Raw genomic sequence first — 24,212 nt, 5'->3', positions numbered from 1 at the left:
CCGGCGTTGTCCGATAACCCGGATCCCGCCCGGAAAACCCGCCCGTGGACAACCTGCGGAACGAACACGTTCCCCAGCTCAGTCCTTCGGGCACACCGGCGAGTACGGCAGCTCCGGCAGGTACCTGTTCCACTCGCGCTCGGTGAGCGAGTCGCCGGTGCCGACGCAGATCGAGGCGACGACGGCGGCCTCGTCGGTCTGCCACGTGCGCAGCGCACGGTCCCCTCCCCCGGTCAGGAGCAGGTCGCCGACCGGGCGGAACACCGCGGTGTTCACCGGTGAGCCGGTGGCGGTGAGGACCGCGGTCCGGGTGGCGTGTGCCGGGTCGGTGACGTTCCACAGCCAGGTGGAGCCGTCGATCACGGCGGCGGCGAGCACGTCGCCGTCCGGGTGGAAGGTGAGCTCGAAGATCCGTCCGGTGGGGCCGGTGAGCTCGCCGGTCCTGCGCGGCGCCGCCGGGTCGGTGACGTCCCACAGGACGACGACGCTGTCGACGCCGCCGACCGCGAGCAGGGTGCCCGCCGGGTTGAACACGGCGCTGAAGGCGTAGCTGTCGAGGCCTTCGACCCTGCTCAGCAGCGTCGGTGTGCCGGTCAGGTCGAACAGGTACGCGAAGCTGTCGCCGCTCGCCGCCGCCAGGACCTTGCCGGACGGTCGCCAGTCCAGGTCCAGGACGAGGTCCTCCGGCGTCTCGAACACGGTCACGAGCATCGGCCGCACGGGGTCCGACAGGTCCCAGACGCGGATCGAGGTGTCCCTGCCGCCGGCTGCCAGCAGGGTGCCGTCCGGGCTGAACGCCACGGCCGTCACCTCGTCGCGGGAGCCGCCCAGCCGGTGCCGCAGGACGGGGTGGCGGGCGTCGGTGACGTCGAACAGGTGCACCTCGCCGCCGGTCGTGCCCGCGGCGAGCAGGGTGCCTTCGCCGGACAGGTCGCCGGCGCCGCTGAACGTGGCGTCGTCCGCTTTCAGGCCGGTGGCCAGCGGTTCCCAGGACCGGGAGGTGTCCCACAGGGAGGCGCTGCCCTCGGTCAGGACGGCCAGCCGCGTGCCGTCCGCGCTGAACGGGGTGTCGGCGATCGGCGCGTCCGAACGTCGCTGCGGGGAGATCGGCCAGACGCGCAGCGCGCCGTCGCTCGCCACGGAGGCGACCGACTCGCCGCTGTCGGTGAAGGTCGCCCAGCTGACGACGTCGGGGTGCGGCAGCGTCTGCAGGGTCGACCAGGTCCTGGCGTCGAGGACCCTGATCGTCGAGTCGGCGCTGCCCGCGAGCAGGTAGCGGCCGTCGGGGCTGAACGCGGTCGCGGTCACCCGCAGCTCGAAGGGGCCGGTCCTCGGTTCGAGCGCGCTGGGCTTCGCGGGCTCGGAGATGTCCCAGGCCCGCAGCGAGCAGTCGTGCGACCCCGCGACGAGCGTGCGGCCGTCCGGGGAGATCGACACGGTGGGGACCAGCCGCCCGCCCGTGCCGAGCACCGCCAGCTCGGTGCCGCTCCAGAGGTGCACGGTGCCGGACTCGGTGCCGAACGCCAGCAACCCACCGGGGCCGTAGGTGACCGTCTTGGTCTTCGAGGGCGCGGGCACCGCGTCGAGCGGGCGCGGGTTCGTCACGTCGGCGATGTCCCACCGCAGGATCCGGTCGCCGCCGGCCGCGGCGAGCTGGGTGCCGCTCTGGTCGATGTCGAGGCGTTCGACCGGACCGGAGGCGCTCATCGACCCGGTGAGCAGCTTGGGCTCGTACGGGTCGGACACGCGCCACAGGGTGATGGTCGCGTCCATGTCGCCGATAGCGAGCGTGCGGCCGTCAGGTGACAACGCCAGTGCGTAGACCACGACACCCTTGCGCTGTCTGGGCATGAACTTCTTCGCGCGGACCAGCCTGCCGGTCGTCCTGGTGAAGAGCTGTACGGAGCCGTCGGTCGCGTCGCTGACCGCGACCACGGCACCGTCCGCGGAGGCGTCCAGCGCGGTCGGGCCCGCGCCACCGAGGAAGCGGACCGGCAGCACCGAGGACGACGACTCGAGCAACGCCGACCTCGCCTCGGTCGTGCGCGCGATGCCGTGCCCCGCGACGGCGATCTGCGCCGCGAGCGCTGGATCTGTGCCGCGCAGTTTCGCCGCGGTCAGCGCCAGTTGCCGGGACAGCGCGTTGTTGCGGGCGTTCAGCGCGTCGGTGCGGGCGTTGCCGGCGACGACCGCGAGGACGCCCGCGAAGACCGCGCAGACGACCGCCACCGAGGTCACCGCCGTCAGCAGCCTGGAACGCCGCCGCACCGCCGCCTCGGACCGCCGCACCTGCGCGGTGCTCTCGTCGAGAAACGCCCGCTCCTCCTGGCTCAGCCGGACCGGCGGCGAGCCGGACTCGGCGTAGGCGCGCAGGTGTTCCAGGCGGGCACCCGTCGCCAGTGTCGCCGGGTCGTGCCCGGCCCCCGCCCAGATCCGGGTCGCCTCGGCGATCGAGCGGTGCACGCGCAGCGCGTCGCGGTGGTCGTCGATCCACCCGCGCAACCGGGGCCAGGCCGTGAGCACCGCGTCGTGCGCGATCTCGGCGGTGTCCTGGTCGACCGTGATCAGCCGGGCGCAGGCGAGCCGGTCGACCACCGCGTCCGCGTCCGGGGCGAAACCGAGCAGTTCGGCCACGTCCACCCGGCGGCGCACGGCCGCACCCGTGTCCTCGTCGAGGGTGAGCAGCCTGAGCAGCATCTCCGCCGCCAGAGCCCGCGCGGCCGGATCGAGCGCGCCGAACGCGGTCTCCGCCGTGCGCGCGACGGCGGCGTTGATGCCTCCCGCGGCGGCGAACCCGGCCGCGGTCAGCACGTCGCCACGACGCCGTCGCCAGGTTTCGAGGAGGGCGTGCGACAGCAGTGGGAGCACACCGGCCTGACCGACGGCCTCGTTCACGACGGTGACGAGCAGCGCCCGTTCCACCGACAGCCCCACGGACAGCGCGGGCCTGCTCACCGCAGCGCACAGCTCGTCGCGGCCCATCGGTCCCACGAGCACCTGGTTGCTCCGCAGCACCTCGATCAGCCCGGGGTGCTCGGCGCAGCGTCCGTAGAAGTCGGCGCGCACGCCCAGCACCAGCCTGACCCGCCGGTCCGCACGTCCGGCCAGCCCGAGCACACCGTCGATGAACGACGTGCGCTCGTCCGCGTCGCACAGCGTGTAGAGCTCCTCGAACTGGTCGACCACGATCAGCAGCCGCGTGTCCGCCAGCACCGCGTCGACCGCCTCGGTGGCGGCCACCCGCCCGTCCCCCGCGGCGCCCAGCTCCCCGAGCAGGCTCGCCCAGGGACGGTTGCCGGGCGACATGATCACCGCGCGCAGGTCCGGCTGCCGCAGGGCGGGCACGACCCCGGCCGCGAGCAACGAGCTCTTCCCCGCGCCGGACGGGCCGAGCACGACGGTGACCTGGTGCTGGGCGATCCGCTCGACGACCTCGGCCACGAGCTTTTCCCGCCCGAAGAAAAGATCAGCGTCGGTGGCCCGGAAACTGCTCAGACCGCAGTACGGCGCCCGGTTGTCACCCTCCGGTGCACCACGTGCCTCAGCGAGAGCGAGGGCAGCAGCCTGCCATTTCGCCGACCATTCCTGTTTCTCTCCCCCGCAGGCCATCGCATAGGCGAGAGCGACGTCCAGCGTGGGCAGCCGCCGCCCTCCCGCGGCGGCCGCGACGGTGGACACGGCGTAGCCGCTGCGCTCCGCGAGCTGCCGATACGTCGGCATGCCCGCGTCGTTGCGCAGTGCGCGCAGGTCTGCGGCAAAGCGCTGGACGGCGTCTTGCGCAGCATCCAGCGGTCGTTCCGGTCGTGGCATTTTCCGACCCCCTGAGAATTACTCCCCTTTTCCCCTGCGCTGGACCGTAGCGGCATCTCAGGAATCCGACCACGACCCCGCTCGACAATTTAAGGTTCCCCTAAAGAATTGCCAAGCACGGTGGAATCACCGGGCGGCACCCCATTCGTGCGCCAGTGCCGCGGCCTCGCCGCGAGAACCGACGCCGAGCTTCTCCAGGATCTTCGCGACGTGGAACTTCACCGTGGACTCGCTGATGTGCAGCTCACCGGCGATGTCGCGGTTGCGCCGGCCGCGGGCCAGCTGGCCCAGCACCTCCAGCTCCCGCGCGCCCAGCACGGTGAGCGGGTCCTCGCGCGGCGTCTCCGGCGGACCGAGCGGCACCTCGATCGTGACGGTCGCGCCCCAGCCCGGCACCGCGTCGACCTCCACGCGGCCGCCGAGCGGCCCGAGGCGTTCCGGGGCGCGGCGCAGGTCGAGGCTGCCGCAGGACAGGGTGCCCGGCCCGTCGTCCCGCACGGTCGCCCGCAGCACGGCCCCGGCGATCTTCCAGCCGATGTGGACGCGGCCGACGCCGCCCTGGTCGTCGAGCATCGCGTGCACGGTCGACCGGACCACGGCGGCGGCCGTCGAGGAGACCTCGGTCGGCACCACGCGGTCCGCGCCCTCCTCCGCACCGGGCGGCCCGAGGTCGAGCCGCACGTCGCGGCCCCGCAGGACGCGGCGCAGCGACTCCGCGAGCCGTTCGAACGCGTCGCCCGCGCGTTCCTCGGTCTGCGCCCGGTCGAGGTCGGCCCGCGCCCGCAGCTCGACCAGCGCGGTGACGGCGAGGTCGACGGCCCGCGACCGGGCAGCCGAGTCGTCGGCGTCGCGGTCGCGCAGCACACCGAGCAACGCGGTCAACGAGGCACCGTAGGCGTCGCTGAGGTCGGAGATCGCTACGGCACGCGCCGCCGCCGCTGCACGCGACACGGCGAGAGTGGCGGGCACGGCTTCGTTGCGCATGCCCTCCATGTGCGCGGTGACGACGTCCCACAGCGCGTTGGCAGGCTCCAAGACCTCCTGCGGCACCGGGGTGTCGTCCTCGCGCAGGAGCACCAGCATCGCGCTCGGCACGGAACGGTCGCTGACCAGAGCGACCACCGGGACCTCGGCCCCGGCCATGACCGCGCGGCCCTGCCAGGCCCCCGCCGGAGGCAGCACCTGCTGCAGCGCGGCGAGGTCGGTGATCGTGACCGACGGCCTCCGCGCCTCGCCGCGGAACTTGAACGGCGCGAACGAGCAGTTGGACAGCTCCGCGATCGCGCGGTGAGGAATGTCCTCGGTGAACACCGCGGAGAGCTGCGACAACGTCTCACCCAGCGGCGCCTGGATCACCTGAGCGGCCTTCTGCAGGTCCATGGTTCGAGCGTAGTCCGCCCGGACGAGTGACCAGCTGGCCGTTCGGCCAGGTCGAACTAGCCGAAGTGCGGGCCACCCTCCCCTCACGCCGTCGCTAGTGTTGACATGTCAACCAAATGACGAAGGAGCCAGAGATGAAGGCGATCACCTACAGCGAGTTCGGCGGCCCCGAGGTCCTGAACCTGACCGAGGTCGACGAGCCGCACGCCGGTCCCGGACAGGTGCGGGTGAAGGTCGTCGCCGCGGCGGTCAACCCGCTGGACCACAAGATCCGCAACGGCTGGATGCCCGCGGAGATGACGCCCCCGTTCCCGATCATTCCCGGCGCGGAGGTGGCCGGCATCGTCGACGAGGTCGGCGAGGGCCTCACCGGCGTCTCGGTCGGCGACTCGGTCCTGGGCTGGGCCTCCGGCGGGTACGCCGAGTACGCGCTGTCGAACGACTTCGCCCTCAAGCCCGCCGACCTCGACTGGGACACCGCGGCGGCACTGCCCGTCGCCGTCGAGACCTCGGTCCGCGTGCTCGACCTGCTGAAGGTCGGCGAGGGTGACACGGTGCTGATCCACGGCGCGGCGGGCGTCGTCGGCGCCGTCGGCGTCCAGCTCGCGGTGGCCCGCGGCGCCACGGTCGTCGGCACCGCCTCCCCCGGCAACCACGACTACCTGCGCTCGCTCGGCGCCGTCCCGGTCGCGTACGGCGAAGGCCTCGCCGACCGGGTCCGCGCCGCCGCGCCGCAGGGCGTCGACGCCGTGTACGACGCCGCCGGCCGCGGAGACCTGCCGGTGTCGGTCGAACTGACCGGGAGCACCGAGCGGGTCATCACCATCGCCGACCCCACGGCCGCCGAGCACGGCGTCACGTTCACCGGTGGCGGCGCGCCGTTCGGCTCGCGGCTGGGCGAGTACGCCCAGCAGGTGGTCGACGGCAAGCTCGTCGTGCGGATCGCCCAGAGCCTGCCGCTGGCCGACGCGGCCAAGGCGCAGGACCTCGTCGCGACCGGGCACGCGGCGGGCAAGGTGGTGCTGCGCCCGTCAGAGTGAGGGCGCAGCGATGGCCTGAGGAGGCACGACCGGCCGGCACCGGGCGATCGTGATCTCCTCGGCCAGCCCGGACAGCTCGCTCGCCGCCCGCGCCCTCGGACCGCACTGCCGCAGGTGGTTCAGGGCGCGGGCGAGCAGCAGGTCGGCCTGCTGCGCGCACCACTTCCGCGCGCCGTCGACGGTGATGCCGGCGCACGCCGCCGCGACCACGGGGAGCGTGCGGGGACCGGCCTGCGGGGCCAGGACGTCGTCGACGTGCTTGCGCGCCAGCCCGACGTCGTCGCCGAACTCCCTGAGGTGACGGGCCTGGCTCGCGCTCGCACCGGCGGCCAGCGCGCCCAGTTCGCACGCGGCGGCCGTCAGAGCGCTGTGCTTGGCCGCCGCGACGCCCAGGTGCTCGGCCATCTCCACGTCGTCGCGCTCGTCCATGCCGATCTCCTGGACGTAACCGTCCACAACGGACATCAGCGCGACGTTGAGGATCATCACGCCGGACCTGGTGAGCCGCGCGCAGGCGAGGGAGAGCAGCGCGTCGGCCGCCGAGACGACCCGGTCGGCACCGAACACCGCCCGCACGGGCCCGCGAGCCATGAGGTCCGCGTGCAGCTTCTCGTGCAGGTGCGCGAACTCCAGCGCCACGGCCACGGCGGTCACGTCGGCGTCGCCGAACGCCTCGGCGGAGAGCAGCACCAGCGCGGCCGTCGAGAAGTCCTGCCGCACGAGCCCGTGCTCGACCACTTCGCGCGTTTCGTCCGGAAGTTCCGCCAGCGCCACCCCCAGCAACGGCCCCACCGCGGCACGGGCGCGCTCCAGCACGTGCTGCGGCGGCGCGACCAGGTCGATGCTCGTCATGCGCGTTTCCTCTCAGACCCCGGGAAAACGACGCTAAACCCGCTGGTCAGGCATTCCGGGCCGATAGCCACTGTCGTGTCGAACAGAGGCACGATCCGGGGAGCGCGACTAGGTTCGATGGTGAACGGGTTGTCGTCACCATCACCCGACCGTGATCCCTGAGAGGCTGACAGTGCGCTACACCAAGCTGGCCGGCATGGACGTGTCCGAGCTCTGCCTCGGCATGATGAGCTACGGAGATCCGGACCGCGGCGGCCACCCGTGGTCGTTGCCGGAGGAGGACTCCCGGCCGTTCATCAAGGCCGCGCTCGAGGCCGGCATCAACTTCTTCGACACCGCGAACGTGTACTCGGCCGGCTCTTCGGAGGAGATCACCGGCCGCGCGCTGCGCGACTTCGGGCGGCGCGACGAGATCGTGCTCGCCACCAAGGTGCACAACAGGATGCACGAGGGCCCCAACGGTTTCGGGCAGTCGCGCAAGTCGATCCTCGCCGAGATCGACAACTCGCTGCGCCGCCTCGGCACGGACTACGTGGACCTGTACCAGATCCACCGCTTCGACGGCACGGTCCCGTTGGAGGAGACCCTTGAGGCACTGCACGACGTCGTGAAGTCCGGCAAGGCGCGGTACATCGGTGCGTCGTCCATGTACGCGTGGCAGTTCGCCAAGGCGTTGTTCACGCAACGGGAGAACGGCTGGACGCGGTTCGTGTCGATGCAGAACCACTACAACCTCATCTATCGCGAGGAGGAGCGCGAGATGCTGCCGTTCTGCGCGGACCAGGGCATCGCCGTGATCCCGTGGAGCCCGCTGGCCCGAGGCCGTCTCGTGCGCGACTGGGACGCGACGACCGCGCGCACCGAGACCGACGAGTTCGGGTCCACTCTGTACCTGGAGTCGGACCGCGCGATCGTCGACGAGGTCGCCTCCGTCGCCACCGCCCGCGGGGTGTCCCGGGCGCAGGTCGCGCTGGCGTGGCTGCGGCGCAACCCCGTCGTGACGGCGCCGATCGTCGGTGTCACCAAGCCCGCGCAGCTCGACGACGCGGTGGCGGCACTGGACTTCGAGCTCACCGACGAGGAGGTGAAGCAGCTGGAGGCGCACTACCAGCCGCACCGCATCGCAGGTCACTCCTGACCCGCGAACGCGGATATACACTCGCGCCCGTGCCGAACTTGCGGATCAGCGAGGCCGCCGCGCTGCTCGGTGTCAGCGACGACACCCTGCGCCGGTGGATCGACCAGGGACGCCTCGCGTCCGTCGTGCTGGACAACGGGCGCAAGGGTGTCAGCGGGACGGAGCTCGCGGCGTTCGCGCAGCAGATGACCGAGGTGGCCGAGCCCGGTGCGACCGTGGCCGCCTCGGCGCGCAACCGCATGAAGGGCATCGTCACGCGCGTGGTCAAGGACGGGGTGATGGCCCAGGTCGACATGCAGGCCGGGCCCTTCCGCGTCACGTCTCTGATGAGCCGTGAGTCCGCGGACGAGCTCGGCCTGGAGGTCGGCAGCGTGGCGGTGGCCTCGATCAAGTCGACGCACGTGGTCGTCGAGATCCCCGAGGCCTGACGACTACACGAACGCGCTCTCCCCGGTGATCGCCTTGCCCACGATCAACGTGTTCATCTCGCGCGTCCCCTCGAACGAGTAGATCGCCTCGGCGTCGGCGAAGAAGCGCGCCACGTCGTAGCCGAGCACGATCCCGTTGCCCCCGAAGATCTCGCGCGCCCACGCGACGACCTCGCGCATCCGGGAGGTGACGAACGCCTTCGCGAGCGACGAGTGCTCGTCCTGGAAGATGCCCGCGTCCTGCAGCTTCGCGAGCTGCACGAGCATGCCCCACGACGCGGTGATGTTCCCGAGCGCCTGCACCAGTTTGTCCTGCACCATCTGGAAACGGGCGATCGGGCGGCCGAACTGCTCGCGTTCCTTGGCGTAGGCGAGGGCCAGTTCGTAGGCGGCGACCATCACGCCGAGCGCCTGCCAGGCGACGCCGCCGCGGGTGGCGCGCAGGATCTCCGCGACGTCGCGGAACGAGTGGATGTTCTGAAGCCGGTTCGCTTCCGGCACGCGGACGTCGGTGAGGGTGATCTCGGCGTTCTCGACGATCCGGAACGCGATCTTGCCCTCGATCTTCTCCGCGACGAAGCCGGGCATGCCCTTCTCGACGACGAAACCCTTGACCTGGTCGTCCTCGAGGTCGCGGGCCCACACGACGACGTAGTCGGCGAAGGTGGCGTTGCCGATCCACTTCTTGGCGCCGTTGAGCACCCACGTGTCGCCGTCGCGCTGGGCGGTGGTGCGCATGCCGCCCGCCACGTCGGAGCCGCCGAGCGGTTCGGTCATGGCGAACGCACCGATCTTGTCCATCGCGGCCATGGCCGGCAGCCAGCGGTCGCGCTGTTCCTGCGAGCCGCCCGCGTAGATCGAGTGCATCGCGAGTCCGTTGTGGACGCCGAAGAACGTGGCGACCGACGGGTCGGTGCGGGTCATCTCCATGGCCAGCATGCCGGTGAGCAGGTTGCTGACGGCGGCGGGGTGCTCGCCGTAGCCCTCGTACGACAGCGCGGTGAGGCCGGCGCCGCGGAACTTGCCGATCAGCTCGTGCGGGAACTCGCCCTTGGCCCAGTACTCGTTGACCAGCGGCTTGATCTCGGTGGTCATGAACTCGCGGGCGCCGAGCAGGATCTTGCGCTCGTCGTCGTTCAGCAGCGCCTCGTAGTTGTAGAAGTCGGCGGTCAGCTGGTCTTCCAGGCGGTCCATGTCAGTTCTCCTCCAATGCGGTCAGAACGGCGAGCTGCCGGCGGTCTCGCGTCTCGGCGAGCGCCGTGTACGTGGAGGAGCCGTAAGCGTCTTCCACGGCCTTGATGAGCCGTTCCGGGTCGTGCGACGGGGTGCCGAGCTCCAAGCCCTGCACGGACTTGCCGATGTGCTCGGCGAGGTGGCGGTAGCCGCCGGGGCCACCACCGAGGTGGGCTCCGAGGAACGGGCCGACGGTCGCCCAGCGCAGGCCGAGCGAGTGCGTGACGACCGCGTCGAGGTCGGCGGGTGTGACGACGCCCTGCTCGACCAGGTAGGCGGCCTCGCGGGAGAGTGCGGCCTGCAGGCGGTTGCCGACGAAGCCGGGGATCTCCTTGCGTTCGACGACGGGCGTGCGGCCGAGCGAGCGGTAGAACTCGACGGCCCTGGTCACGGACTCCTCGCTCGTCTGCTCCCCCGGCACGACCTCGACCAGCGGGATCACGTGCGGCGGGTTGAACGGGTGTCCGATGAGGACGCGCGAGCCGTCGATGCCCTCGGTGAACGCGGTGGACGGGATCGCGGACGACGAGCTGAGCAGCAGGGCGTGCGCCGGAGCCTCTCGGACCAGCTCGGCGAACAGGGTCCTCTTGAACTCCAGGTCCTCCGGACCGTTCTCCTGCACGAAGTCCGCGTCCCTCACGGCTTCCGCGACGGTGGTGACAACCTGCACGCCGTCCGGGACGACCAGGTCAGCACGGGGATCCACGACACGCACGGTGAGGCCGTGCTCGGTGAACAGCCTCGCCCACGAAAGTCCGATGACACCCGCACCGATGACCGCGACGGTCGTCATGACGCCTCCAAGTAGTTGTGAACCGGCTTGGCGGGAGCGAGCGTCAGGTCGGTGATGACGTGGCTGGCGGAGAGGACCTCCAGCACGGGGAGGTCGGCGAGCGGCGCGAGGACGTGCTGGAACAGCTGCAGGCGCGCCGGACCGGTGTACGCGGCCTTGACCACGACGTCCGTGATCTCCGTGCGCACCAGCTCCTGCACCCGCGGCGAACCGTCATAGTCAGGGATGGTCTTCAGCATGAAGGTTGGAACCGTGATCTCCGCCTCAGCCTGACGGGTGTCCAGTTCGCACTGCTTGTACCCCATCGTGGCCGTGGCCACCCGTACGGTGCCGTAGTCGAGCGTGCCGACCAACGCGCCGTGGTCGGCGTAGAGCTTCGGTGAGCCCATGACCTTCGGGTACGCGCTGACCTCGCGGCCGGACGCGGTGGCGGCGAAGCTGTCGAGGTACATCGCGTGCAGGTACTCGCCTCGCTCGCCGTCGAAGACGACCGGGATCGCCTGGCCGGCCTCGGTGTAGGGCCCGTAGCCGGTGACGTCGTTCATCTTCATGACCTCGAACCGGACGAGCGGCTCGTCGATCTCCAGCGGAGCGGGGACGACGGCCCGCAACGCCTCCGGGTCGGTCCGGTAGACGATGTTCAGGTACTCGCGGTCGAAGAACCGCGGCCGCACCGCGGGGAACGCGGGAGCGGTGAGAGGGGTGATGCCCAGCATCGTCAGCGTCCTGTCCACTGTGGAGCGCGGCGCTCGGCGAACGCGGTCATGCCCTCGCGGACGTCGGCCGTGCTCATCAAACGAGTGCTCTCGGTTCGTTGTGCGGCCCAGGGGTCCTGCGAGCGCACGACGGCCTTCACGGCGGCGAGCGCCAGCGGGGCGTTCAGGGCGATCTGCTCGGCCAGCTGGAGCGCGATCGCGGCGGCCTCGCCGTTCGGCACGACCCGGTTGGCGATGCCGAGCGTGCCCGCGCGACGGCCGTCGACCGGTTCGCCGGTCAGCAGGAGCTCCATCGCGAGGTGGTGCGGGATCCGTCGCGGCAGGCGGACGACTCCCCCGGCGGCGGCGATCAGGCCGCGTTTCACCTCCGGGAGTCCGAACCTCGCGTCCTCGGCGGCGACGATCAGGTCGCAGGCCAGGGCCAGCTCGAACCCGCCGCCCAGCGCGAACCCCTCGACCGCGGCGATCAGCGGCTTGGTCAGCTCGGCCTCGGTGAGACCGCCGAGACCGCGGTCGCCGACGACCGGTGACTCGCCCTTCAGCGCGGCCTTGAGGTCCATGCCCGCGCTGAACGAACCACCCGCTCCGGTGAGCACGCCCACGCGCAGTTCCGGCGTGGCCTCCAGCTCGTCCAGTGCGGCGGAGAGCCGCGTCGCGACGGCCGCGTTCACGGCGTTGCGGGCCTGCGGACGGTCGATCGTGATCAGCAGTGCCGAACCGACGCGTTCGGTGCGAACCTCGGTCATGCCAGCTCCTTCAACACTTCGGCGGTGTCCTGGCCCGGCAGCGGGGCCAGGCGGCGGACGGTGGCGGGGGTGGCGGAGAACCGGACGGGGATGCCGATCGACCGGATCGCGCCCTCACTCGGGTGCTGCACGACGTCGAGCAGGTGACCGTCGCGGACGTACGGGTCCTCGTGGGCCCGGTCCAGCTCCAGCACCGGTCCGAACGGGATGCTGTGCTTCGCGCACACCTCGGCCCATTCCTCTGTGGACAGAGCGGGCGCGCACTCGTCGACCAGGCCCATCAGGTCGTCGCTGTCACCGGGGTCGATCCGCTCGCCGGCGACGCGCGGGTCCTCGACCAGGTCGGGCCTCTGAGCCGCGGCGAAGAAGTCGCGGAAGTTCTGCGGGGTGTACGGGACGACGCAGGCGAGGCCGTCCCTGGTGTGCACGGCGTGGTGCCCCTTGGCCATCGAGAGGGTGAAGCCCGTCGGCCCTTCCTCCGGCACGAACGCGTGACCGGCGAGGTGCTCGACCAGGTTGAACGCGATCATCGTGTCGGCCATGGGGATCTCGACCCGCTGGCCCTCGCCCGTGGCGTTGCGGTGCACCAGCGCGGCCAGCACGCTGTAGGCGATGGTCAGCGACGACACCTTGTCGCCGATGATCGTCGGCAGGTAGACGGGCCTGCCGATCGCGCGGTTCGCGATGTCGACCAGGCCCGACGCGCCCTGGATCGTCTCGTCGTAGGCGGCGACACCGGCGCGGTCCGAGTCGCGCCGGAAGCCCTGGGCGTGGGCGTAGACCAGGCCGGGGTTGCGTTCGGCGACGTCGGCGTGGTCCAGGCCGAGGCGGCTCAGCGCGCCCGGCCGCATGTTGGTGATCAGCACGTCGGCCGTGTCGATCAGCCTGAGCGCGGTCTCGCGGTCGTCGGGGTCCTTGAGGTTCAACGCGACGCTGCGCTTGTTCCGGTTGACGTTGAGGCTCAACGGGGTCATGCCCGGCGTGGTGCGGTAGCGGCCGTTGCGGACGGTGTCCACAGGCGACTCGATCTTGATCACGTCGGCGCCGAGGTCTCCGAGGATCTGGGCCGCGTACGGGCCCATCACCACGGTCGAGAGGTCGATCACGCGCACGCCGTCCAGCGGACCGGCGGTGATGTCCTTCATCGTTCGTCCTTTCGCACCTGTTCGTCCTTGCACCACCGAAGTTAGTGGCGGACCGCGAGAAAGGGAACGATCATGTCGCGAACAATGGTATGACCACAGCGGTCACACCATTGTTCATTTGATTATGGGTTCACGGAAAACGTCTCGGGCCACCTCGACGAGGTCGTCCAGGTCGCCGCCGGAGCCCCGGTCGTGCCGCCAGAGCAACCCGGTGTCGAGCTGCGCGCGGAAGTCCTCGAACGGCAGGACCACCATGTTCTCCAGGCGGTATCCGCTCATCGAGCTCTCCTCGTCGAGCATCGAGACGGAGAACCCGAGCCCGCTCGACACGATCTCCGACGTGCCCTGGTAGCCGGTGTTGCTCAGCTGGATGCGTTTCCTGATGCCCAGTTCGCTCAGTTGACGATCGAGCTGATCGAAATAGGCAGGCATCATTTCTTCCGGCGACTTCGCGTACGCGAGATCGGTGAGATCGGCGAGTGTGACCGAACTCCGGCCTTCGAACCGGTCCGCCGGCACCACGGCCCCGAGGCGTTCCGACATGACGTGCACCGTCTCGAGCGAGGCCTCCTGCACGGGCAGGCGCGCCAGCGTGAGAGCGAGTCGGCCGTCCTTCACCGCCGCGACGAGGTCCGTGGTCGTCCCCGGCCACCGCTTGACCTCGAACCGCTCCGCGACGCGGTCCGCGAGCACCGTCAGGCGTTCTCTCAGTGCCGGGTGGATGCCGGCGGGCATGCCCACGAACACCGTCGTCCTCGCGGGGTTCGTCGCCTGGCCGAGACGCCACTTGATCGACCCCACCCGGTCGAGCACGTCCCGCGCGATCGGCAGCAGGGCGGCACCGGCGGCGGTCAGCTCCACGTGGTGGGTGCTGCGGTCGAAGAGCTTGCGGCCCAGTTCGTGCTCGAGGTCCTTGACGCGCTGGCTCAACGGCGACGCGGCCATGTGCAGCTTCCGCGCGGCCGCCGAGAAGTTGAGCTCCTCGGCGACGGCGACGAAGTACCTGAGGTGCAGCAGTTCCACGTGACCCAGACTAGGCCGTTCGGAGCACTACCCGTCCAGTCCCGCCAGTTTCCGCGACGCCTCCGCCTCGCCCCAGCGGAACCCGATGCGGCGCGACAGCTCCACGGCCTCGGCGTAGGAGGCCTTCGCCGCGCCCGCCCGGCCCGCCAGCTCGTGCACGATGCCGCGGTCGAGCAGCACACCTGCCTCGATCTGCCTGTCCCCCACCGATCGCGCCAGCCGCAACGCCTCCTCCGCCAGCTCCAGCGCCCGGTCCAGGGAACCGAGCTGACGGTGGGCGTCGGCCATGTTCGCCAGCGCGTGCAGCTCACCGGACCTGTCGCCGCACGCGCGCAACGTCGTCAGCGTCTCCTCGTAGCAGACCAGCGCGGCGGGGAGGTCGCCCAGCGCCGCGTGCACGAGGCCCAGGTTCGTGCGCACGTAGGCCGCGCCCTGCGAGTCGTCCAGTTCCTCGCGCAGCAGCAACGAGGCTTCCAGCGAGGTCAGCGCGGCGGGCAGGTCTCGGCGGCGCCAGTGGGTGATGCCGAGGTTGTTGAGCGTCACGGCTTCGAGCTGCCGGTCGTGCAGCGCGCGGGCCAGGGCGAGCGCCGCCGTCCAGTGCCGCTGGGCCTCGGCGAACTTGAAGCCGCGCTCGCAGGCGGCACCGAGTTCCTTCAACGCCAGCGCTTCCGCGCGGAGGTCGCCCAGTGACCGCGCGGCCTCCAGGGCCAGGGTGTTGAGCGCCGCCCAGTCCGCCACCTCGGAACGGCGGCGGAAGTACCAGGACAGGCCCGCGGCGAACGCGACCGCGTCGGCCGGGGAGGCCTGGTGCGCGGCGGCGATCAGGTTGTCGCGTTCCTCGGCCAGCCAGAGGTCGGTCGGGTTGTCCGCCAGGGCTTCCAGGTAGTGCTTGTGCAGGCGTTCCAGCGCGAGCGAGCGTTCGTCGGACGACTCCGAGCCGCGGCAGCGTTCGCGGGCGAAGAGACGCAGCAGGTCGTGCAGCGCGAACCGGCCGGGCACCGGTTCCTCGACGAGGTGCGCGTCGGCCAGCTCGGCGAGCAGCTCCTCCACGTCCGGCACGTCGGTCAGCGCCCGTGCCGCGGCGACCGCGAAGTCGGGGCCGTCGAGGAGCCCGAGCAACCGGAAGACCCTGGCCACGGCGGGAGATCCGAGCTCGGCGTAGCTGACCTCGAACGCCGAGCGGACCGCCACGTCACCGAGCCTGAGCTCGTCGAGCCGTCTCGTCTCGTCCGCCAGCCGCGCCGCCAGCAGCGGTGCCGTCCACTGTGGACGAGCGGCGAGGCGGGCACCCGCGATGCGCAGCGCCAGCGGTAGTCCACCGCACCAGCGCACGAGCTCGGCCGCGTCCTCGACCCGGCCCGCGACGCCCTCCAGCAGCCGGTACGCGTCCTCCAGTTGCAGCGCACCGAGTTTCACGTACGACGCGCCGGTCAGCGAGGTGAGCGGGCGGCGGGACGTGATCAGCACGGCCGAGCCGGGACCGGTCGGCAGCAGGCGCTTGACCTGGCCCGCGGTGGCGACGTTGTCCAGCACCACGAGCAGCCTGCGCGACGCGGTGAGCGAGCGGTAGCGCAGGGCCTCCTCGTCGCCGGGCCGTTCGCCGAGGGCGCGCAGGAACTGGCTCAGGATCCGGTCCGAGGCCCCGTCGGACAGGTCCGCGTAGAGCTGGCCGTCCGGGAACCGGGCCGCGATCTCGTGCGCCGCCCGCACCGCGAGCGCCGACTTGCCGATGCCCGCCTGCCCGGTGATCACGCACACCGCGACCCGGTCCTGCCGCTGCTGGGCCTTGATCAGGTTCAGCTCGCGGCCCCGGCCGGAGAAGGTGACCACGTCCGGCGGCAGCTGCCGGATCGCCGCCGCGCCAACGGGTTTCGCGCGCAGGATCTCGGCCTGGAGGCGCCGCAACGACTCCCCCGGCTCGACGCCGAGCTCGTCGAGCAGCACCCGGCGGCACTCCTGGTAGGCGGCGAGCGCCTCGGCCGGACGGCCCGCCCGGTGCAGCGCGACCATCTGCTGCTCGCGCAGGCGTTCGTTCAACGGGTGCTCGCGCACCCACTCGTTCAGGTCCGCGACGATCTCGACGTGCCGGCCGAGGTCGAGCTCCGCCTCGGCGCACTCGACCCGCGCGGCCAGCCTCAGTTCCTCGAGCTGCGCCACGACCCCGCGCAGCAGCCCGGACGCGGCGAGGTCCGCGAGGGCGGGACCGCGCCACAACGCGAGCGCCTCGCGGTACGCGCGCGGTGTGCGTTCTCGGCGGGCGGCGTCGAGCAGCTCGGCGAACCGGGTCAGGTCGAGCTCGGCGGGGTCGATCGACATCAGGTAGCCGGGCGCCCGCGACAGCAGCCGCGAGCCGACGATCTTGCGCAACTGGTAGACGTAGACCTGGAGGTTCTTCAACGCCGTCTTGGGCGGCGCGTCGTCCCACAGCACGCTGATCAGCCGGTCGACCGACAGCACGCGGCCGGGCTGGGCGAGGAGCAACGCGAGCACCGCCCGTTGTTTGGGCGGCCCAAGGCTCAGCCGCACGCCGTCGTCGGCGTAGCACTCCACCGGCCCCAGCACCCGGAACTCCACGATCCGATCGTAACTACCAACCGCATACCGGACGCATGCCACGCGCCAGGACGTTCGACCTATGAAGAAAACCCCACTAGCACTGGTGGTGGCACTCGGCACGCTGGCCGCCGTGTCCCCCGCCCAGGCCGTCGAGCCCTACTCCTCCAGCCCGTCGCAGTCGCACGCCGTCCGGTCGGCGAACGGTTACGACGTGATCGTGGGTGGCGCGAAGAGAGCCACCGTCGCGGTCAGCGACCCCGCCTACACCGTCCGATCCACGTCGTCGGCCGACGGCGCCCTGGCCGCCGTGATCTCCGACTTCGACGGCACTAGCGGCACGTCCCTGCAGACCGTCGACCGCTACGGCAAGTCCCGTTTCGTGGCGCGTGGCGCGATCACGTCAGCGGTGTTCCACGGCTCGACGCTCGCCTACGCGGACGGCGAGAACGTCGTGGTGGACGGAGTTCCCGCCGGCAAGCTGAAGGGCCGCGCGCCGTCGTTGCTCGGCTTCACCTCCGACGGCACCGGACTGCTGGCCGTGCAGCACCCCGACACCGCCGACGACGGCACGTTCGTGGCCTCGCTGGTGCGGTTCGACCTGAAGTCCGGCGCCGCCAAGCCGTTGGTCACGTCGGACTCCTCCGCGCTCTACCGCGACTTCAAGCTCGTAGACGTCAAGGGTGAGCGGCACGTCAGCTTCATCAAGCACAACGAGGTCTACCGCTGCGGCGGCACCGACCCGCAGTGGCTCGGGCTGGTCTCGGAGCACGGCGACGTCCGCTCGCTGGTCGGCGAGACCCGCCACCACTACCGCAGCGCGGTGTGGAGCGCCGACGGCGCACGCGTCGCCTACGAGGTCATGGGGTGCGTGTCCGACAAGAAGCTCGGCCCGGACCAGTTCGCCGCGTTCAACGGCGTCTACGTCCAGGACCTGGCCACCCGCAAGGCTTCGCGCGTCGTGGAGGGCCTGTCGTTCAACTACGCGCTGACGGGCCTCGACGGTGCTGACGCCGTGATCGGCAGCCCCGCGAAGGGGTACGTGAAGGCCTCCTCGCAGAAGGCGGCGGTGCTGGACGGCGAGGTGACCACGATGGGCCGGCTCAACCGGGCCGAGTACATCCACCAGCTGTGGGACACCCGCAACGACTTCAACGGCAACTCGTCGTGCGGCCCGACCAGCGCGGTGATCGACCTCGTCACCTACCAGCTGCCCAACGAGTTCGGCGTGCAGGTCTCGCAGCCGTTCTCGCACTACTCGAAGTGGGGCCGCTACATCACCGACGAGTTCTCCAACCGCGGCACCACGTTCAACCGCACGATGAACGACTGGGACCGCGTCGGCAACTGGAAGGGCGCGCACGGCTGGATCACCGGCTACTACTGCATCGGCAACCGCCCCTGCGCCTCCTGGGAGTCCGAGCGCGACTTCCTGGCCCGCAACGGTGCCGCCGTCCAGCAGGGCAACTTCACCCCGGCGCAGGTCCGCGCGTTCCTCGACCAGGGCAAGTTCGTGATCATGAGCGGCACCTGGGGGTCCACCTCCGGGCACCTGTCGGTGGTGATCGGGTACCACGACAACGGGCAGTTCTACGTCCACGACACCTATGGGGCCGGGACGGACGGCAGTTACGACGGGGCGAACCAGCTGTACAGCTGGAACTACATCGCGCCGGTGCAGATGTGGGCCGCCTGAACTACTTGACGGCAGGCGTCAAGCACTTGATATCGTCTGTCAAGTGTCGACGCTCTCGGAACACGTGGACCTGCGGAACGACCTGATCCGGCTCGTGACGAGCCGGCTGCTCGACCCGCTGGAGATCCTGCTGCCGCAGGCCGACCTCGTCGGCCTGCGGCAGTCCGTCCGCGCCGACGCCGACATGTGGGCGGCCCAGCTGCTCGGCCCCGACGACACGACGGCCCGCCGTACCGCCGTCCGCCTGCTGACCGTGCTCTACCCCGGCGACGCCCCGTTCGACCCGCCCGAGAGCTGGTGGGCGACGCCGCTGGGCCGGGTCACCGCACGCAGGGCCGGGCACCCGAGCAGGGACCACGTGTCGCTCGGCATGGCCGGGGCGATGCTCGGCATCACCCGCCAGGGAGTCCACGACCTCGTCAACCGCGCCAAGTTGCTGCGGCACCCGGACGGCGGCGTGACCGTCGAGTCGATCCGTGCCCGGCTCACCCTGAGGAGAGAACAGTGAAGCTCGCGGCGACCGACTTCGGCGGCGACGGCCCGTCGTTCCTGCTCCTGCACGGCCTCGGCGGCGACAGGACCGCCTGGGACACGCTCGCGCCGCGGCTGGACGGGCGGGCGGTGGCGGTCGACCTGCGCGGTCACGGGGAGTCTCCCGACGGTCCGTGGGACTGGAAGGCGGTGCTCGACGACCTCGACGAGACGACCGTCCGGTTCGGACTCGGCGAACCCGTGGTCGTCGGTCACTCGCTGGGCGGCATCATCGCGGGTCTGTGGGCGTTGCGGCACCCCGACTGCCCCGCGGCCGTCAGCCTGGACGGACACCGTTCCGCCACCACGCATCCAGCCAACTACGCGGGGCTGCCGGCCGACGAGGTGACCGAGGGCCTGGCCACGCTGAACGCCCTCTTCGACGCCCAGCTGGAGACGATCACGCGTCCGTCCCGCGAGATCACCGGCGTGCTGCGGACGTCACCCGAGCTCCTGGACGCGCTGCCGGTCTTCGCGAAGGTGACCGTGCCGTTCCTGCTGGTGCTCGCCACGCGCAACCTGCCGGTGCCGCCCGATCTCGTGCCGCTCTTCGACGCCCACCGCGCGGGTCTGCGCCGGGACGTGCCGGAGAACGTGCGGACGCACGAGATCGACGCGACGCACGGCATGGTGGCCGAGCAGCCCGCGGCGGTCGCGGAGATCGTGAATCACTTCGTGAGCAGTCGCTTCAGCGCCTGACGGGCCCGGCGGGGTGCGGCGGCGTCGTGCTCCAGCTGCAGGAAGTGGTTGAGCGCCAGCATGACGCCGAGGATCTCGTAGATCATCTGGTCCACGTCGGTGTCCGGCTTCAGGTCGCCGTCGCTCACCGCGCGGCGGATGTGGATCCGCAGGTCCCGCCGCCACAACGCGTTCATGCCCGCCAGCGCGTCCCGCACCCGCCCGCTGCGGCCGTCGAACTCGGCCGTCGCGGCGGTGAAGAAGCAGCCTCCGGGCAACACCTCGCGTTCGAGGTAGGACACCCAGGCCTCGCAGACGTCGATCAACCGTGGCAAGCCTGATGGCATCTGCTTGACCTTGCGCGGCACCTCGCGCAGGAAGACCTCCGCGGCCTGGTCGACCACCGCCAGCTGCAAGGCCTCCTTGGTGCCGAAATGGCCGAGCAGCCCGGCCTTGCTCATCCCGAGCTCCGTCGCGAGCCGTCCGATCGTGAGCCCTTCGAGGCCCTCCGCGGACGCGATGGCGAGGCTGCGGTCGAGGATGCGCTGCCTCGTCTCGAGGGTGTCGGCGACGGATCGGCGCGGGCTCATCCCTGTAGTTTACGTCTCTTTAGCTACCGACCGATCGGTTGCTATATTCGCCGCGTCGCCCTGGCCGAAGGAGAGATCACCTTGTCCGGATCCCGTGTCGTCGCGTTCGGCCACCACCAGCCCGAGCGAGTGCTGACCAACGCCGACCTGGAGAAGATGGTCGACACCAACGACGAGTGGATCCGCCAGCGCACCGGCATCGCCACCCGCCGCATCGCCGCGCCGACCGAGACCGTGGCCGACATGGCCTCCGAGGCGGGCGCGAAGGCCCTCGCCGCGTCCGGCCTGTCGCCGTCCGACATCGGCCAGGTCATCGTCGCCACCTGCTCGGCCATCGACCGCAGCCCGTCCACCGCGGCCTCCGTGGCGGCGCGCCTCGCGATCCCGTCCGCGGTCGTCTTCGACCTCAACAACGCCTGCGCGGGCTTCTGCACCGCCCTGGCCACCGCCGACCACACCATCCGCGCGGGCGCGGCCCAGCACGCCCTGGTCATCGGTGCCGAGAAGATGTCGGACCTCGTCGACTGGACCGACCGCTCGTCCTGCATCCTGCTGGGCGACGGCGCCGGCGCGGCCGTGGTCAGCGCCTCCCCCGACGCCCTCATCGGCCCGGCCACCTGGGGCTCGGACCCGACGCGCGGCAACGCGGTCCGGCTGGTGAACGAGTGGCAGCCGCGCTTCGAGCAGGAGGGCCAGGCCGTCTTCCGCTGGGCCACCAGCGAACTCCCGGCCGTCGCGATCCAGGCCTGCGAACGGGCGGGCATCGCCGTCACCGACCTCGCCGCCGTCGTGACGCACCAGGCCAACCTGCGCATCATCGAGGCGCTGACGCGCAAGCTCGGCCTGCGCGAGGACGTGGTGATCGGGCGCGACGTCGTGGAGTCCGGCAACACCTCCGCCGCGTCGGTGCCGCTCGCACTGTCCAAGATGGCCGAACGCGGCGAGCTCCCGTCGGGGCAGCCGGTCCTGCTCTTCGCCTTCGGCGGCGGACTGTCGTGGGCCGGTCAGGTCATCACGACCCCGTGAAAAGGCCTGTGTCGAAGTCCGGTTCGATGAGAGTCGCGCTTGAGGTGGTTCCTGGTGGTGCGGCCGGCGAGCGCGCGTACCGGTGTTGTACGTGGGTCTGCCGGCCGTGCCGCCAGGGGCCGCCTCGGGCCCGGCTGTCGCGGACCGGACCTCGACACAGGCCCTAGGGCGTGTCCCGGAAGTCCCGTCGGGCGGCAGTGGCGGCCGAGGGCCACGGAGACGGCACCGCCGCGACGCCCGAATACGCCCGGTATGAGGACGTCGCGGCGGCACCGTCTCCGGGTCTCTCGCCCGCGCCTGCCACCAGACGAACTTCCGGGACACGCCCTAGGCCGGTGTGGCGACTCGGGAGCCCGCCGAGCCGCCACACCGTTGGTGACGCACGAGAAGAAGGTTCAGGCCGCCGGCGCGGGAACGAGCGCATCGCCGCGTGACGTCATCGGTCCGCCACCTGGCCACGCGGGCGACGTCGGAGTTCGCCGTTCCCGCTTGCCCTGTACCGGCAACCTGAAAACCTCCACTACCTGGTTAGGGCCTCGCGCGTCCTCCGCCCGTGCGCACCATCTCCGGCCTCGAACGCGAATGCCGCCGCCGCTGCAATGGCGGGGACATCGACGACGAGACGGACGGGGGAACAGACGATGCGAGGGCGGCGACCGGTTCGGGAACCGGGATCATGGCGGTCGGGAGGACCTCCGGTGCTTCGGCGACCACTTCGGTCTCCGGTTGTGTCCACACCGGGACGTTCGTCTCGACCGTGTTCTGCCGGAACAGCTCCGGCGTCTCGGTGATGATCCTGCCCGGCGCTTCCAGACCCACGATGCCGACGAGCTTGCCGTTGGCGATGAAGCCGGTGAGTCCGTTCACGTCGGTGGTGTCGGTGCCGAGGACCGGGAGGCCGGCCCCCTGCACGCGCATGCCGTACTGCTCGGTCCAGAAGCGCGGGACCGGGGTGTAGGTCTTGGCGTGGTTGCGGCCCACCAGGAGGTTCTCGGCCGCGGCACGGCCGCCTTCGACGGCGTTGAGCCAGTGCTCGACCCGGCGCACGGCACCGTTGAAGCGCATGTTGGGCCAGCGGGCCACGTCACCGCAGGCGACGAGGTTCTCGGCGCCGACCACGTGGTTCGTGGAGTCGCAAAGGACGCCGTCGGAGATGTCGAGACCCGAGCCGCGCAGCCAGTCGACGGCCGGGGAGGCGCCGACGGCCAGCACGACGCACGAGGCGAAGAAGACCTGGCCGTCGGACAGGTGGATGCCGATGCCGCCGGGCTGACGCACCCAGTGCTTGATGCCGACACCGGTGGCCAGGCGGACGCCGTGCTCGACGTGCGCCTCGGTGATCTTCTTGCCGATGTCGTCACCGACGACACCGCCCAGAAGCGCCGGGGAGCGCACGATCAACGCGACGTCGCGGCCCATGTGACGAACCGAACAGGCGAGCTCGCAGCCGATGAACCCGCCACCGATGACGGCGACGAGTCCCTGCGACTGACGGATGTTCTTGCGGATCGCGACCGCGTCGTCCAACGTCCGCAGCACGTGCACCCGCGGGTCGTGGCGCGGAGCCCCGCCCATCGCACGGGCGTCGACGCCCGTCGCGATGATCATGCCGTCGTACTTGATCTCCTCGCCTCCCGGCACCCAGACCGACTGCTTCTTCGGGTCCAGGTGCAGGGCCGGGGAGTTCAGCCTCCACTCGGCGTCGAGGTCACCCGAGAACGACAGCAACGAGTCGTCCGGGGTCCACTCACCGGTGATGATCTGCTTCGACAGGCAGGGGCGGTGGTACGGGAGGTGCCGCTCGGCGGACAGGATCGTGATCTGCCCGTCGAAACCCATCTCCCGCAGCCGTTCCGCGGAACGGACTCCACCGAGCCCGCCGCCGACGACCACGATCCGTTCGCTCACTTCACTCGCTCCCTGATCTCGATCGCGCGCATCGGACACGCGCGTTGTGCCGCCCGGGCCTGAGCGAAGTGCTCCTCTGGCGGCCGGCGGTTGTAGGTCAGGCGGTTGTCTTCGATCAGCTGGAAGACGTCCGGTGCCTCCGCCTGGCAGGTGCCGTAGCGGTGGCATTTCTCGTTGTTGACGCTCACGTCCATCGCGTCGCCCTCGCCGACTCCGGGCTCCTTGCCGCGTTCGGCGTCGAGCATGCCGATGCGGGTGAGCACCTCGGGCGGGAGGAACCGGGCCAGGGCCAGGGTCGCGGTCGGGACGAGAACGGTGAGGCCGGCCAGCCAGAGAACGGACAGGTTGCCGTTCGCGATGGCGCCGAACCACGAGTGCACCACGGTGATCGCCACCGCGATGTACGCCGTTTGATGGAACCTCAACCACTTGCGGTAGAAGACTTTGTGCCTCATCGAGGCGAGCACGGCGATCGCGAGCATGACCTCCAGGCCGAGGATGCCCAGCGCGTGCCGGAAAAGACCGCCGTCGACGAACGGCAGGATCAGCTTGATGATGCCGAGGGGGGCACCCTGCAGCAACGAGAAGGCGAACGCGTGGATGGAGCCGAACGCGATCGCCAGTGACGCGAGCACCATGTGCCCGTTCTTCAGACCTTCACGGCCGGTGAGCTTCTCGGCCCATCCGGTCGCGATCAGCACGCCCCAGGACAAGGTGGCGCACATCAGGACGTAAGCCAGCCTGGCGGAGATCTGCGCCATCTTCTTGACGCCCGAGTCGAACTCGGCCTGTGCCACCAGGTGCGGAATCTGGCTCAACAACAACGTTTCCTCCGGATACTACTGAGCGGGGGAACTACCTCGCGGGAACCCGCCCGGTCCTGGGTGCAGGAGTGGACACATCAGAACCGGGCGAGTGGGAACAGG

The 24,212-nt window shown here is 70.8% G+C and carries 20 protein-coding genes; 7 read left to right on the top strand and 13 right to left on the bottom strand.

What is annotated here, in order from left to right; translation table 11 throughout:
* Positions 1-78: 78 nt before the first annotated feature.
* On the bottom strand, positions 79-3,810 hold the full coding sequence (locus ACWF7A_RS31055) for an nSTAND1 domain-containing NTPase (protein WP_452254048.1): 3,732 nt from the start codon (positions 3,808-3,810) through the stop codon (positions 79-81).
* A 126-nt stretch (positions 3,811-3,936) separates the two neighbouring features.
* The gene (locus ACWF7A_RS31050) at positions 3,937-5,190 is read right to left on the bottom strand and encodes a LuxR C-terminal-related transcriptional regulator (RefSeq protein ID WP_452254047.1); all 1,254 of its coding nucleotides are present in this window, start codon (positions 5,188-5,190) and stop codon (positions 3,937-3,939) included.
* 134 nt (positions 5,191-5,324) lie between these two features.
* On the opposite strand from ACWF7A_RS31050, the gene ACWF7A_RS31045 reads away from it, so the two are divergent.
* The gene (locus ACWF7A_RS31045; RefSeq protein WP_452254046.1) at positions 5,325-6,230 is read left to right on the top strand and encodes an NADP-dependent oxidoreductase; all 906 of its coding nucleotides are present in this window, start codon (positions 5,325-5,327) and stop codon (positions 6,228-6,230) included.
* Here the strand turns inward: ACWF7A_RS31045 and ACWF7A_RS31040 are convergent.
* Positions 6,222-7,082: a polyprenyl synthetase family protein gene (locus ACWF7A_RS31040; RefSeq protein ID WP_452254045.1), complete on the bottom strand. Its 861-nt coding sequence runs from the start codon at positions 7,080-7,082 to the stop codon at positions 6,222-6,224. The two genes, ACWF7A_RS31045 and ACWF7A_RS31040, sit on opposite strands and share 9 nt — an antisense overlap.
* A gap of 172 nt (positions 7,083-7,254) precedes the next feature.
* Between ACWF7A_RS31040 and ACWF7A_RS31035 the strand changes: the two genes are divergently transcribed.
* Positions 7,255-8,220, top strand: coding sequence for an aldo/keto reductase (locus tag ACWF7A_RS31035; RefSeq protein ID WP_452254143.1), 966 nt, complete (start codon positions 7,255-7,257; stop codon positions 8,218-8,220).
* A gap of 29 nt (positions 8,221-8,249) precedes the next feature.
* Positions 8,250-8,648: a TOBE domain-containing protein gene (locus ACWF7A_RS31030; RefSeq protein WP_452254044.1), complete on the top strand. Its 399-nt coding sequence runs from the start codon at positions 8,250-8,252 to the stop codon at positions 8,646-8,648.
* A gap of 3 nt (positions 8,649-8,651) precedes the next feature.
* Here the strand turns inward: ACWF7A_RS31030 and ACWF7A_RS31025 are convergent, their stop codons facing one another.
* From ACWF7A_RS31025 to ACWF7A_RS30995, 7 genes are all read right to left on the bottom strand, one after another.
* The gene (locus tag ACWF7A_RS31025) at positions 8,652-9,842 is read right to left on the bottom strand and encodes an acyl-CoA dehydrogenase family protein (protein WP_452254043.1); all 1,191 of its coding nucleotides are present in this window, start codon (positions 9,840-9,842) and stop codon (positions 8,652-8,654) included.
* 1 nt (position 9,843) lies between these two features.
* Positions 9,844-10,674, bottom strand: coding sequence for a 3-hydroxyacyl-CoA dehydrogenase NAD-binding domain-containing protein (locus tag ACWF7A_RS31020; RefSeq protein WP_452254042.1), 831 nt, complete (start codon positions 10,672-10,674; stop codon positions 9,844-9,846).
* A complete protein-coding gene (locus tag ACWF7A_RS31015) occupies positions 10,671-11,390 on the bottom strand; it encodes an acetoacetate decarboxylase (RefSeq protein WP_452254041.1) in 720 nt (239 codons plus the stop codon). The genes ACWF7A_RS31020 and ACWF7A_RS31015 overlap by 4 nt, the downstream gene beginning before the upstream one ends.
* A gap of 2 nt (positions 11,391-11,392) precedes the next feature.
* A complete protein-coding gene (locus ACWF7A_RS31010) occupies positions 11,393-12,136 on the bottom strand; it encodes a crotonase/enoyl-CoA hydratase family protein (RefSeq protein ID WP_452254040.1) in 744 nt (247 codons plus the stop codon).
* Positions 12,133-13,281 carry a CaiB/BaiF CoA transferase family protein gene (locus ACWF7A_RS31005; protein WP_452254039.1) on the bottom strand — a complete coding sequence of 383 codons (1,149 nt, stop codon included), beginning with the start codon at positions 13,279-13,281 and terminating at the stop codon, positions 12,133-12,135. The genes ACWF7A_RS31010 and ACWF7A_RS31005 overlap by 4 nt, the downstream gene beginning before the upstream one ends.
* Before the next feature lie 114 nt (positions 13,282-13,395).
* Complete coding sequence (locus ACWF7A_RS31000; protein ID WP_452254038.1) at positions 13,396-14,304, bottom strand: LysR family transcriptional regulator; 909 nt, start codon at positions 14,302-14,304, stop codon at positions 13,396-13,398.
* A gap of 27 nt (positions 14,305-14,331) precedes the next feature.
* Positions 14,332-16,878, bottom strand: a complete 2,547-nt coding sequence (locus ACWF7A_RS30995; protein WP_452254037.1) for a BTAD domain-containing putative transcriptional regulator — start codon at positions 16,876-16,878, stop codon at positions 14,332-14,334.
* A gap of 61 nt (positions 16,879-16,939) precedes the next feature.
* Here ACWF7A_RS30995 and ACWF7A_RS30990 point away from each other — a divergent pair, with 61 nt between their 5' ends.
* Genes ACWF7A_RS30990 through ACWF7A_RS30980 form a run of 3 tightly spaced genes read left to right on the top strand, consistent with a single transcriptional unit; the run spans position 16,940 to position 19,783 of the window.
* A complete protein-coding gene (locus ACWF7A_RS30990) occupies positions 16,940-18,553 on the top strand; it encodes a C39 family peptidase (RefSeq protein ID WP_452254036.1) in 1,614 nt (537 codons plus the stop codon).
* Positions 18,554-18,596: 43 nt separating this feature from the next.
* Positions 18,597-19,061, top strand: coding sequence for a hypothetical protein (locus ACWF7A_RS30985; RefSeq protein WP_452254035.1), 465 nt, complete (start codon positions 18,597-18,599; stop codon positions 19,059-19,061).
* A complete protein-coding gene (locus ACWF7A_RS30980) occupies positions 19,058-19,783 on the top strand; it encodes an alpha/beta fold hydrolase (protein ID WP_452254034.1) in 726 nt (241 codons plus the stop codon). The genes ACWF7A_RS30985 and ACWF7A_RS30980 overlap by 4 nt, the downstream gene beginning before the upstream one ends.
* Here the strand turns inward: ACWF7A_RS30980 and ACWF7A_RS30975 are convergent.
* Complete coding sequence (locus ACWF7A_RS30975; protein ID WP_452254033.1) at positions 19,753-20,352, bottom strand: TetR/AcrR family transcriptional regulator; 600 nt, start codon at positions 20,350-20,352, stop codon at positions 19,753-19,755. The genes ACWF7A_RS30980 and ACWF7A_RS30975 overlap by 31 nt on opposite strands.
* A gap of 81 nt (positions 20,353-20,433) precedes the next feature.
* Between ACWF7A_RS30975 and ACWF7A_RS30970 the strand changes: the two genes are divergently transcribed.
* Complete coding sequence (locus ACWF7A_RS30970; protein ID WP_452254032.1) at positions 20,434-21,378, top strand: beta-ketoacyl-ACP synthase III; 945 nt, start codon at positions 20,434-20,436, stop codon at positions 21,376-21,378.
* A 528-nt stretch (positions 21,379-21,906) separates the two neighbouring features.
* On the opposite strand, the gene ACWF7A_RS30965 is transcribed toward ACWF7A_RS30970, so the two are convergent.
* Positions 21,907-23,286 (bottom strand): NAD(P)/FAD-dependent oxidoreductase, encoded by a 1,380-nt coding sequence (locus ACWF7A_RS30965; protein WP_452254031.1) that lies wholly within the window; start codon positions 23,284-23,286, stop codon positions 21,907-21,909.
* A complete protein-coding gene (locus ACWF7A_RS30960) occupies positions 23,283-24,104 on the bottom strand; it encodes a ferredoxin (protein WP_452254030.1) in 822 nt (273 codons plus the stop codon). The genes ACWF7A_RS30965 and ACWF7A_RS30960 overlap by 4 nt, the downstream gene beginning before the upstream one ends.
* Positions 24,105-24,212 lie beyond the last annotated feature (108 nt).

The sequence above is a fragment of the Lentzea sp. NPDC055074 genome (assembly GCF_053608005.1).
The sequence above is the reverse complement of the archived record's forward strand: the minus strand, read 5'-3'. Positions and strand labels throughout refer to the sequence as shown.